General features: G+C 57.5%; 8 protein-coding genes. 2 read left to right on the top strand and 6 right to left on the bottom strand.

The genetic code is table 11. From position 1 onward, the window contains the following. Window positions 1-83: 83 nt before the first annotated feature. The 3 genes from GKA01_RS12265 to GKA01_RS12255 form a co-directional block, all read right to left on the bottom strand. Window positions 84-1,082, bottom strand: coding sequence for a FecR family protein (locus GKA01_RS12265; RefSeq protein WP_146863559.1), 999 nt, complete (start codon window positions 1,080-1,082; stop codon window positions 84-86). Continuing rightward, complete coding sequence (locus GKA01_RS12260; protein ID WP_167506377.1) at window positions 1,072-1,668, bottom strand: RNA polymerase sigma factor; 597 nt, start codon at window positions 1,666-1,668, stop codon at window positions 1,072-1,074. The genes GKA01_RS12265 and GKA01_RS12260 overlap by 11 nt, the downstream gene beginning before the upstream one ends. Before the next feature lie 125 nt (window positions 1,669-1,793). Further along, the gene (locus tag GKA01_RS12255; RefSeq protein WP_146863554.1) at window positions 1,794-2,864 is read right to left on the bottom strand and encodes a YeiH family protein; all 1,071 of its coding nucleotides are present in this window, start codon (window positions 2,862-2,864) and stop codon (window positions 1,794-1,796) included. Between the two features lie 102 nt (window positions 2,865-2,966). Between GKA01_RS12255 and GKA01_RS12250 the strand changes: the two genes are divergently transcribed. Next, window positions 2,967-3,842 (top strand): LysR substrate-binding domain-containing protein, encoded by an 876-nt coding sequence (locus GKA01_RS12250; RefSeq protein ID WP_228120057.1) that lies wholly within the window; start codon window positions 2,967-2,969, stop codon window positions 3,840-3,842. Window positions 3,843-3,900: 58 nt separating this feature from the next. On the opposite strand, the gene GKA01_RS12245 is transcribed toward GKA01_RS12250, so the two are convergent. From GKA01_RS12245 to GKA01_RS12235, 3 genes are all read right to left on the bottom strand, one after another. Continuing rightward, window positions 3,901-6,138: a Ca2+-dependent phosphoinositide-specific phospholipase C gene (locus GKA01_RS12245; RefSeq protein WP_146863548.1), complete on the bottom strand. Its 2,238-nt coding sequence runs from the start codon at window positions 6,136-6,138 to the stop codon at window positions 3,901-3,903. A 110-nt stretch (window positions 6,139-6,248) separates the two neighbouring features. Then, entirely contained in the window at window positions 6,249-9,152 is a 2,904-nt protein-coding gene (locus GKA01_RS12240) for a TonB-dependent receptor (protein ID WP_146863545.1), read from the bottom strand. Window positions 9,153-9,237: 85 nt separating this feature from the next. Further along, window positions 9,238-10,335: a Gfo/Idh/MocA family protein gene (locus GKA01_RS12235; protein WP_228120056.1), complete on the bottom strand. Its 1,098-nt coding sequence runs from the start codon at window positions 10,333-10,335 to the stop codon at window positions 9,238-9,240. A gap of 634 nt (window positions 10,336-10,969) precedes the next feature. Here GKA01_RS12235 and GKA01_RS12230 point away from each other — a divergent pair. Next, window positions 10,970-12,046, top strand: a complete 1,077-nt coding sequence (locus GKA01_RS12230; protein WP_228120055.1) for a glycoside hydrolase family 76 protein — start codon at window positions 10,970-10,972, stop codon at window positions 12,044-12,046. The last annotated feature ends 73 nt before the right edge of the window (window positions 12,047-12,119 follow it).

Raw genomic sequence — 12,119 nt, 5'->3', positions numbered from 1 at the left:
CGGTGTGACGCACGCGAAAATCCGCCGCCCTGCTGTTATGAAGCTTTTCTTACACGCTCACTGCCCGACATGGCGCGACGCTCTCACCGCAGAGTGATCCCGCCGGAAGACATCAGAATTTCCGCGCCAAAGATTTCCCCCAGCACACGCGCAAAAGCCTCCGGATCGTTGAGCGAGAACACACCACTGATTCTTTCTCCGCCCAAGCGGGAGTTTTTCAAGGCGATCTTCCGGGCATTGTAGCGATTAATCTGCGCGATGGCTGACACCACCTCGACGGAGCGAAATTCCAGCAGACCCCGACTCCAGGCCGTCAAACGGTCAATATCATTCCGGGAAACCTTCTTTATCGAAACATGCCGGTGGTCGTAACGGATCCAGTCGCAGGCATGCAGAAGCCGCCCGGTACGCTCCCCGGCGCAGCGCGCAGAAATATTCCCCGCCATGACGAGGGCATCGCTTTCACCGCTTCCGGCATGAGCCATCAGACTGGCAGCGCGCGGCAGGACAAGAGACAGCCCGTTCATGTTGAGCTGCATATCCGTATTGCCGGCAATCAGATGCACCTGCCCTTCCAGCAGATCCAGGCAGGGCTGCCCGCGTCCTTCGCGGACCCGCAGCAGCGCACCCTGATCGAGCAGGATGTCACCCCAATGCGCGTCATGCAGATGCATCAGGCCATCGCGCGCCTGATAGACACGCGCCGCTTCGGCAGGAGATCCGGGCACCAACGCCATCCCTGCCATTCCGGCCGCAATCGCCATTCGGACAAAAGAGCGCCGCCCTGTCGTCAGACGGGTCTCGCGACGGGAGACAGATGCTGCAAGGGGACGCGTAACGGGCAAAGGCACACAGGGTAACGACACAGGAGACGACGACATGCCCTGAAACGCTGCCAGCCGCTCTGCTGACGCCCACAGCGCACGCGCACGAATGAACGCCCCACGATGCCGGACATCCTGTTCGAGCCACGCCTTCAGGGCCGCACGTTCGGCATCATGAAGCGGTGCTCTGTCAGACCGCGCCACCCACTCAAAGGCTATGGCGTCAACCGGGTTTCCCTTCAGTTCCTTACCTGTCAACGACTGTCGTTACCTTCCCGCGAGACCCGGAGCGTGGGCACGGGCGCGCAGTCACCCTGTTTTCATCCGAAAACAGGCGGCTGAGGGCACGCAATCCACGGGCCACCTGCTTTTCGACGATGTTCTCAGAAATGCCCAACCGCTCCGAAACCTGTTTCTGTGACAATCCTTCAAGCCGGCGCAGCAACAAAACCTGCCGACAGCGTTCCGGAAGCTGGGTTACCATCTGATGAAGGTTTTCCAGCTCCTGCCGTGCCTCGATCACGTCGTGAGGCGACGGCGCATCATCCATGATGCTCAGGGTGTCGAAATCCGCCAGTGCGGTGATGGAAATAATCCGCGCGCGCCGATAACTCTGAAGCACCACATTGCGGGCCATCCGAAAAAGATAGGCGCGGGGTGTACGGATCCGATCGGTCTCGATGTCCAGAAGCATCGCGTAGCATTCCTGCACGACATCATCGACATCGATGTCGCGAAACTGCGCCAGCCATCCCCGCAGGGCTCCCTCGTGAGGGATGATATGCCGGGAGAGCCATTCGATTTTCGCGTTCTGCCCGGAACTATTGTCTGAAAAATCTTCCAATCCAGCAACCTGCATGAGCGTGAGCGCGTCTGCATGTAGCTGTTTTCAACGCGGGAACACTTGACAGTTTCATGACATCCCCCGGGCTGACATCTGCAGGCCGTGCAGGCGATCGACGTCTGGATTTATCCGACATGCAACAGTGTGAGCGCGCCGTAGCTGAAGACTCCCAGACACAAGAGAGACAGGATAACGGAGGCCGCCACACGCCTCCCCGCAGAAGCAACCGCCCTGATATCGACACTCAGACCCAGAGCACCCATTGAAACTACCGTCATTATCGTTGCCGCAGGACTGACAGTATGAAAAAACCATGACGGCAGCAGGCCAAAGGAGCGGCACGCAGCAAGCACAATAAATCCGATGATGAACCAGGGGACGAAACTGAACAGCCCAGCGTACTGGAGACGTTCACCGACTTTCACCCCAGTGTTTTCGGCTGGTCCGTCTGGCAGGCGCGATACCAGCAGCGAGAGCATGAAGCAGACCGGCCCGAGCATCAGAACCCGAACGAGTTTTATGACCGTGCCCGTCTGGACTGCGGTACTTCCCATGCAGACCGTGGCGGCAAGAACCTGCGGAACGGCATAGACTGTCATCCCGGAAAATGCCCCGAACCTCACGTCCGTCATCTGGAAGGCCTGTCCCAGAACCGGCAGCGTGATAACGACAGCAATTCCGAAAACCGCCGTAAAGGAAACGGAAGCGGCGATATCTTTCGCATTCGCACGGATCACAGGCGCCACAGCAGCGATCGCCGAATTCCCACAAATGGCGTTTCCGCAGGCAACCAGCAGCGCCATGCGCGATGACAGCCCAAGCATTCTGCCAATCCCGTATCCTGCGCCAAGAGCACCCACCACAACAATGGCAACAGCGCCGATCAGCAGCGGCCCCATGGCGAGAAGATCCGCCGCACGGACAGAGGCTCCGAGCAGACAGACGGAAAGCTCCAGCAGGAAGCCGGAACTGAAGGCCATTCCCGCGTCCCATCGCGGCCCGGGTTTCCATATACTGCGGACAATGGCCCCGCTCAGAATGGCCAGAACCAGAGCTTCCAGCCATGCCCGGCCGAACAGCGCGCGTTCTCCTGCCTCCAGCCCGTAAGAAAACAGGGTGACGGCGGAGCATAAGATCAGGCCGGGCAGAGAGGCGCAGGCCCCTGTAAAAAAGCGTGAGGCTGTATTTCGAGGCAAGACACTGTCCTTTCGCGTCCTCCTCTATCGCCGAGGAAATAATTAATATAACAAATTGTTTTCCTTATTCCGTTCGTCAAAAACGATTGATTGAAGCTGCTCATGACCCTCGAACAACTGCGGATTTTCGTTGGTGTTGCAGAGCTGGAGCATGTGACTGCGGCTGCGCGCATGCTCAATATCACCCAGTCAACCGCCTCGGCGGCCATTGCGGCTCTCGAAGAGCGCCACGGCGTCAAGCTCTTCCACCGGGTCGGGCGAAACATCGTCCTGACAGAGGAAGGTCAGGTTTTTCTGGAAGAAGCCCGTCGCGTTCTGGCCCAGGCGAGGAGCGCGGAAGCCGTTCTGGATGAACTCAATGGCCTGAAGCGCGGCACTCTGAGGGTCGTCGCCAGCCAGACGATTGCGGCTTACTGGCTGCCTGCACCGCTCAGCGCATTTCGCCGTCAGTTCCCGGGAGTGACCGTCGATCTGAAAATTGGCAATACCGAACAGGTGGCAGCCCATATTCGGGAAGGGCAATCTGATCTGGGCTTTATCGAAGGCGAAATCCGTGACCCGCTCCTTGCCCAGTGGGCTGTCGGGGAGGACCGTCTTCATCTGGTGCAGGCCGGAGTATTCAAGACCCGTACGGTGAGTGCGACATGGCTTGAAAAGGCTCCCTGGATCATGCGCGAACGGGGATCCGGCACACGGTCCTGCGCCGACGATTGTCTGCGGAAAATCGGTGTACGACCGGAAAATCTTGAAGAATTTCTTGTATTGCCGTCAAACGAAAGTGTCAGGACCGCAGTCGAGGCAGGCTTCGGAATAGCGGCCCTGTCCTCGCTTGTTGTGGCGCCGGCCGTCGCCGCGGGAACGCTTCACATCATCCCCGCGGATCTGGGAACGCGAACATTTTTCGGATTGCGGCACAAAGAGCGCTCTCCAGGCAAAGCCGCTACGGCCTTCCTCAGTCAGATCGAAAAAACGCTGTGAAAGCCGCCCGGCGCCCTGATTCCCAGCAGAGCGCGCGAACGGCCGACGATCCATAAGCCTAAAGCGACGCCGAGAGGCGGCCTGCGAGATTTTCCAGAAGGCACATTCCGCCGGAAAGGATACAGTCAGGAACCTGCGGGTAGAGCACGACAGGCAGTTCAGCCCTATCAGGTTCGCGAAGAGCCTGGGGTGTCTGGGACTGGATCAGGAGACGTACACGTCGCTCTCCGTTCCCGTTATCATACACCGCAAAACCCAGAGCCGAGCCGATGGGAATTTCATCCTCCGCATAACCCGGAACACGGATATGAATTCCCAGCATGGTCAGAAGCGGGGCGATCGTGTCGTCGTGTCCCATATACAGTCTGAATACAGGACCGTCTTCCTGCATGAGATCCTTGAGCAGCCGCGTTCTCATGTCGCGCGACAACAGTTCGGCCAGCGCCCGCGGACGGACCACCGCTTCCAGCATCCCGGCATGCAACGCACTCAATGTCCCAAGCTGTCCAACATCCAGAGTGCCGGATGGAGTCTGCAAAAGAGGACGTCCGTCCAGATACGCCAGCATGAGCGCTTCTGACAGCGACGAGGCCTGCGCGACCGGCCCCGACAGCACAAGCTGATGTCCCGTAGCATCGGCAGCAATATGCGCAGGCGCATGCAGAAAATCACAGGCGCCTGGAGCACAGGTCAGAACATTGCCCAGAAGTCTGAGGGCTGCTTCCCTCTCGCGGAAAATCCGTTCTGCATCAGGCAGTTGCGGCACGATTGCACGCATGTCGAACCTCCCCGGATCCGCATCCAGCGGCGAAAACAGAACATCCGGCTGCCCAAGCGGCTTGTGCTGGACGGTTATTGGACAACCCGGCATGAAACCGCGCACGAAAGCCTCGGCACTGGCAATCGTCCGGGCGGAAGAGTTGGCGCGGACGGCCACGCTCCCTGCTGCCGGGCAGGTTTTTGCCGGAATCAGTCCCGCATCCGTCATCCAGGTCCGGTCAAAGGTTCCAAGCGCCATCATCCCCACAGCGCCGTGTGCTGTCAGATCGCCCGGCGCGCCCTTCCATGCCGGCCATCCTCCGGGAATTCCAACGCCGGGAGGCACCTGACCGACAAGCGGGGAACGAATTCCATGGCGCATCACCATGATCATCCGCGTGAGATGAAAATCTCCCTGAGCGGGTGGTTCGATCAAACGAGACTGGCACGCGGGCGGCGCGGAAACGGGGTTGCAGCGAGCTGGGGTATTCTCAGGAAATCCGACATGGTAGCCGCTCCATCGTGCAGGCTCGGCATCCGGGTAATCCGTGCTGACAATCTGCGCTCCGCTGGCCAGGATCGCATCCCGACGCTGTCCGTCCCCGGAACGCCCCTCGACCGTATCGGCGTCAGCCCGTGCCCGGACCAGAAAATGACGGCGCACAAGTGCCGCAATGTCGGCAGCCGGCCCGTCATTGAGTTCCGTGAACGCAGCATCCGGCGCCTGTGGATCGGCGTTCGTGAAGGCCACGCGCCCGCGAAGCGACGGATGGCCCTTCAGGTAAAGCGTTCGGTCATTCCGCTGATCCAGCAGGAAAATCACCTTACCACGCGCCTGTTTCAGGGCAGGCCATCCCCTGTCCAGAATTGCCGCGCGCAGATCGGGAGCATCGCCCCGCACATCGTCCGGCGTCACGATCCCGGAAGGAGGAAATACGCTGCGGATGGCCGCATCAAGCGCATCGTATGACGACGCATCGAACGGCTCCACATCCGTTCCGCCGGGGACGTCGTTATGCTGCTCGACTTCCAGAATGACAAAAACCGGCACATGATCCGGATGGGCGTTGGACCAGTCCCGGATCTGCCCCAGGCATCTGAGCAGGGGCTGACAGCTTGCATGCTGGTCAAGGTCCGGAATGTGCATGACCTTGAACCCGGGCTGGTTCATGACGGCCTGATCCGATAACGACAGCGGCCACGCCTCTCCCGGAATACCGGGTCGATGCGGATGGGCGAAACGTCCACCTGCCCTGTCCGAATAGAGATCCAGTTCAAGCTGCCGGACGCCGCCATCAAGCTGGGCCGTCAATGACGGATGCTGATAATCCAGTTCCTTTACGAGGTCAGGATCAGAAACCAGAAGCCTGGAGCGGATCGCAGGGTCCAGCCCGGCATGATAGCTGTTATGCGAACCGATCACCTGGAGCTGATCCAGCCGTAGACTGTCCTGCGCCACAGCGCCTGTGGCTGTCAGGACACCTCCCGCCGCCATGAGGGCGATGGCCAGACGCGACGCAAGGGGAAAAGAGATCATGGCTGTGTTCCGCATTAAGGTCTTGGCACGTCAGTGGAAGAATTGACGCAGCCGCCCGAACTGCGAGGTCCGGGCGGCGCGTTTTGATATTCCGGAAACCGGGCCGGAAATCAGAAACGATAACCGGCGTTCAGGAAGAAAGTCCGGGACGTCAGGATGTTCTGCGGAACCGCATTGCTGTGCCGCCCGATCGTCAGACGATAGAAACGATTCACACCAAGGTTCTGCGCCGAGAAATCCACATGCAGCCGCTTGGTCACCGCATAACCAATATGTGCATCCAGATTCAGGCTCGGCTGCACCCACGCATTCAGCGAACTGCTGTTCAGGTTCGTCTTGAAATTGTTGGGCGTCCCCCACAGGCCATACTGGTACAGATATGCATCCACAAAGCGCCAGTTCACATCGAACTGGAACGGTCCCTTGTTGTAGAAAGCTCCGGCATTGGTCATCCAGCGCGGTGCATCCTGCATATTTTCCGTCGGGCTGAGATAGGCGTTGTTCAGATGCGCACGGGACATTTCCCAGGTCGCCGTACCGCGGACACCCAACCCGTCAAAAGGAGCAGGTAATCCCTTGAACTGATGTTCGAACGCGAATTCCACACCAAAAAGCGTAGCACTTCCCCCGTTTTCAGGGTGGGATACGCTGTTGGCGATCCCTGCGGTCGTAGTCTGGTTATTATACGACCCGCCGTTGTCATAGATGTAGTTGGAAAGCTGCTTGTAGAACCCGGCCACTGAAACGCTCGTGGTCGAACTCGGCATCCACTGCCATGACAGATCGTAGTTGACGGCGGTTGTGGCCTTGAGGTTTGGATTGCCCGTCGTGATGTTCAGCGTGCCGTCATCATTACGTGTGGTCTGGGAGCCACCACTGAGCTGGAAGAAAGACGGGCGCGTATAGCTGGTCCAGACGGATGCGCGATAGACGGTGTCCTGCCAGGGACGATAGGTCAGGTGAATGCTCGGCAGTGCCTTGAAGTAATGGCTGTTGCTGGCCGACCAGCCGTAATGGGCATCGGCGGTCGATACGCCTTCATTACCACTGGCCCAATACGTATTGTGCAGGTCGGATTGTTCGAACCGGATGCCGGGGACGACCTGAAGCTTTCCGAAATGCATCTGCGCGGAAATATACCCGGCATAAACGCTTTCCGTCCCGCCGATCGTATTTCCATTCCAGGAATCCCTGTCCATATACTTCCAGTTATACGGATCGGCCAGATATTTACCGAGAAGAACGGAACGACTGATGGTCGGCGTGTAGAAATTATAGGCACCCGGAATAAGCGAGGACAGTCCGCCATCCACAACACCGCTCTGCGCGAGCGTTCCCCCGGCGGGATAGCCGCCTGAGCCCCCGTTATCCTGACCTTCGGTGTCACGATTGACGTAATTGCGCCAGCTTGTCTGGTATTTAAAGCCCGCGGAAACCGTGTCGATATGAAATTTCTCAAGACGGTAACTCATGTCGAGCGATGCGCCTGTGCGAAGCTGCCAGGCGTCGGACTGAACATATTCGCCGCGGTTATGGGACGGAAAATTCAGCGTATTATTCGCAACCGCCGCCTGCGCTGCTGTCAGTCCCAGTGTGGGCATTCCGTCCCGGTAAACGAAATTGGGGGAGCCTTCAAAAGTGGTTTCACCCGAATTCCAGGCAGATGTCTCGATATGATCGCGACTGATCGTGCCCCAGCTCAGGAATGCTGAGGGAGAAATGGAAAAGCGGCCGAGCTTCTTGTCCATACCCAGCTTCATCGTGCCAAGCTGTTCCAGTGTCGGGTTTGTTTCGTACCAGTAATGGACGTTTGTTCTCGTGATGGAAGGCGCGTAAGAGCCGTCAGCCTGCTCTACATAAGAAATCATGCCGTTATCCGCAGCACCGCCATCATTACCATGCACCGCGACCTGATAAATGTCCTGCTGTGTGTCCGAATAGGATTCCGTTCCCTGGATATATACGCGTGTGGCACTGTCGGGGCGCCATTCGAAGCCTGCGGTGCCGCCATAGCGCTTCGTAACACCAATACTGGCCTGGGGATCGACGCCGAAAAGCTGAAGGCTTTTGACCGGGTCCTGTCCGGGATAAAGCTCACCTTGCGCATTCATCGCACGCGAGACACCCCATTCGCCGCCTGAATAAGTCTGCTCCCCGGCCGCGAAATAGCGCTGGTTGTAATATCCGCTCATGTAAAAGCCGAATTCATCCGACTTTCCGAAAACCGAAGAAATTTCCGCCGCACCATTTCCACCGATGGCGCTCGCACCATAATCGGCGGCTTTTTCATTATACTGACCGCCAAGCTGCACGGAACCGTGCGTCCCGTGGCCATAATCGAACGCATTCGGCATCTCGAAATTGACGATACCGCCGATCGCGTCTCCGTCCATGCCCGGGGTCAGCGTCTTATTGGCATCAATCCGGAAAAAACCGGTGGGCGGCAACAGATCCAGAGATACGGTCCGGCTGAACGGTGCGGCTTCCGCAACATCGATCCCGTTGATCTGGTTGATATTATACTGCCCGTTCATGCCACGCAGGGACACCGTGGCCCCTGCCCCACGGGCAGCGGTATCGATACCGCCGAAATTGCCCTGCATGCTGGTCGGCATGACGGTGACGCCCGGCAGCCGAGCCAGCGCTTCCGTCACGTTCTGCGCCGGCAGACGTGCAAGATCCTTTGCGCTCAGGCTCATCATTTCATTAGGTGCTTTAAGCTGCCGTCCTGAAGATGTGCCGAACCCCGTGACATGCATCTGCTCCTGATCATGGCTCACCAGATCGCTTGGGGCAGCATGCCCGGACGGTGCCACAACCGGGGCAGGCACAGCAGGTTTTGCATGGGCAACGACAGGAACCTCATGCGCTTTCAAAGCCTTGCGGGCATGAACTTTCTTGAACGATTTCGTCTCGGCCGCTGCCGGATGTCCGAGCTGGACCCCTGCAATCACCACCGGAATAAGACAGCTGAACGCCTTCCAGGGCGAAGGCTGCCGGTAAGATTTGGACATCAGAATTTCTCCAGCGGACACACGAACAGCCTCCCCATCCGGAAGATCCTGCTCATGCGTCGATTTCAGTTGGAAAGACGTGGCCTCAGGCGGGCGACATGGTGGTTTTTGCGGCTTCGATAATCTGCCGGCACAGGGTCAGATCAGCGAGCGCATTCGAAAACCGATCGACAGGCGCTACACCCGCCACAACGGCATCGTAAAACGCGATCAGTTCGGCGTTGAAAGGATCCTGGTAATATGGACCATATTCCGTCACACGGTTCCCGGCCCCGACAGTTTCCTGAAAAGTGACCCCTGCGGGCAGGTTCCGGATATACGGCGTGTCGTAACGAACCTTGAGGCTCTGCGTGTTCGACAGTATTTCAATGGACGACTCAAATCGTGCAACGTCGTCAATCAGGCATTCGTAAGACGCGATGAAATTTCCATAATCAAACCAGATACTGATTTCCGTTCCCGTGGCGCCAAAATGCGCCGCAATCACACGAACGGGGCTACCCAGCAGAACCCGCATCGCTGAGAAAGCATGAATGCCCAGCCCGGTCAGAACTTCATATCCCCGCAAAAGCGACGGTGAAGCATCTGCTCCGCACACGGAGAGAAGAGCATCGCGTCGTGCCCGTCGGCCGGAATCCAGCAGATCGGCCGGGATATCGCCTTCCGGCACAACGACGGGCGTTACCTGTCCAAAAAACCATGGCCCTTCGCAGATAACGTCCCTTATGCGGACATGGCGGATCGGACCGAATTCCGGCAGCAACGCACGCGCTTTCTGGAACGCCGGCGCATAACAGCGCATGTAACCGACCATACCTACACGGTCGGCGCGTTCAAAATCGGCGTTCAGCAGACTGAATTCCGCTTCCGTCAGGCAGGCCGGTTTTTCGAGAAAAACATGCAGTCCGGCCGCAAATGCCATGCGCGCATGTTCGGCATGGTACTGATCCGGACTAAGGACCATGACGGCATCAAAAACCCGATCAGAGAAAAAGCTTTCGATATCGGTATGGATATGCGGCACGCCCCAGTGCGCGCCTACCATTTGCGCGACCGAAGGGGACGGATCATAGAGCGAAACAACCTCAAACCGATCCGACAACTGGTGAAGAATCGGGAGATGAATGAGCTGGGCCACTTCGCCAGCACCGATCAGCCCGAGAGTTACCCGTTTCACCATCATGAATGATCCCTGCCGCGAATTAATTTCCCGGAGTTGATTTATTGGACAGCAGGCCTGTTTAGCAACGGGAACTTGATGAAACTATCATGACACCCAAAAACCCTTTTTGACATCCCCCGAGACCGATCGTGATTCTTATGAACATCTCCATACAAACAGGGGGATATCTAGGTATTTCAATGTTATAAGACCGAGAAGTAAACGTTTTTCGCAAAAACTTCACTTTACTTCTTACGAAGTCCCTCAAAGCCTGAGCACTGTGAAAAATATGACTCATGCGGGTCAGGAAGGGCTCAATGGTGAACGTATGACGTTAAATTTTGAGACTTAGAACAAAATAATAGATTTAATTAGGAAAGACCTGAAAACTCTTAGAAACAGGATTTTTTAGAACGAATGATATCTGTCACCATTGCTCCACCTGAGCCACTTTCGAATGCATGCTCTCGCTCGAACCAGCATAAAAAAGCAACTTGCCTGATTTATTCCACTCCGAGTATCAATTTAAGCGATAAACCACGGATACGTCATGCCAGACTGTTCTTCGCCCCGCCCAGGCCCCACAGGATTTCAGGCTGAAAAACCCTCAGCTCACATGCGAGCTGGGCGGAGATGGACCGGCCGTGCAGTCGGGATGATTGCTCTGCTGACCCTGTTGGCGTCCGGCACAATACTTTCTGTGCGGAATGCCTGCGCACAGACCTCCCGGAAGTCGCACGATGCTCCCACCGTCAATCAGCAACGGGCTGAGAAAACACTCCAGACACTCATGACCCGCTACGGCATGCCTGACGGCCCGGACTGGCGGGGACTGCATGCCTGGCAGCGTTTTGTGACAGTCAGTATGCTGACGGATTACGAAGCCCTCTCAGGAAACGTTCTCTTCCGCCGTACTGCTTTACGCGCACTTCAGAACCGTCGGGGTCTTGATGGAAACGACGATGACCTGTGGGTTGCACAGGCCGATCTCGACATGGTGCGCCTCACTCACAACCCGAGCCAGGCTCAGGATGCACGCGCCATTTTCGATACCATTGCCTCAAAATACTGGGACGGGCATTGCGGAGGCGGCGTCTGGTGGGATCATGCGCGGACTTACAAGAACGCCATCACCAACGAGCTTTTTCTGAGCACGGCGGCGCGGCTCTACGAGGCCACGCATGATCCTGCTTACAAAAACTGGGCCCTCAAAAGCTGGGCATGGTTTCGGCAGAGCGGAATGATCACGTCCGCCAACCTGATCAGTGATGGGCTGGACAGCCGGTGCCGCAATAATGGCGGTCCGGCTTACAGCTATAATCAGGGCGTTATTCTTGATGGACTTCTGGAAATTGTCCCACTAACGAACGACGGTGCGCCCCAACAGACAGCGTTACGGATTGCATTGGCCGCCATTCGGGCATTCACACCAGCGGCCGGAGCGTTCAGGGAGCCCGGCGGACCAATGAACACGGATGCGAGGATTTTTCGCGGTATCTTCGTTCGGGCACTTGGGCATATTGCAGCAACCGGAATCGACGCCGCAGCATGTACCGAAATAGCAGCCTGGCTGTCGCAACAGGCACGATCTGCCTGGGCGACCAGAAAAGCGGGCACCAGAATCAGCGACACATGGAGCGACAGGCCGTTTCACCCGTCGGTACAGGCTCAGATTACGGCGGCCTCTCTCTTCATGGCTGATGCTCTGACCCGGAGTGCGGAAACGCCGTGAGAAAGCGAGAATATCGAAGAGATTTCCTGCGCAGGAAGCAGAAATGCCGTTCATGGATATTTTGCGGCGCGCT

The sequence above is a fragment of the Gluconobacter kanchanaburiensis NBRC 103587 genome, assembly GCF_007988905.1.
In the GTDB taxonomy this organism is placed as follows: Bacteria; Pseudomonadota; Alphaproteobacteria; order Acetobacterales; family Acetobacteraceae; genus Gluconobacter; species Gluconobacter kanchanaburiensis.
Note: the sequence above shows the minus strand (reverse complement) of the source record. Positions and strands in the feature narration are given on the sequence as shown.

Excerpts from the sequence above, each read along its gene's own strand:
- GKA01_RS12240 (WP_146863545.1), bottom strand. The coding sequence starts at position 9,152 with ATGTCCAAATCTTACCGGCAGCCTTCGCCCTGGAAGGCGTTCAGCTGT.
- GKA01_RS12230 (WP_228120055.1), top strand. The coding sequence starts at position 10,970 with ATGATTGCTCTGCTGACCCTGTTGGCGTCCGGCACAATACTTTCTGTG.
- GKA01_RS12235 (WP_228120056.1), bottom strand. The coding sequence starts at position 10,335 with ATGATGGTGAAACGGGTAACTCTCGGGCTGATCGGTGCTGGCGAAGTG.
- GKA01_RS12245 (WP_146863548.1), bottom strand. The coding sequence starts at position 6,138 with ATGATCTCTTTTCCCCTTGCGTCGCGTCTGGCCATCGCCCTCATGGCG.
- GKA01_RS12250 (WP_228120057.1), top strand. The coding sequence starts at position 2,967 with ATGACCCTCGAACAACTGCGGATTTTCGTTGGTGTTGCAGAGCTGGAG.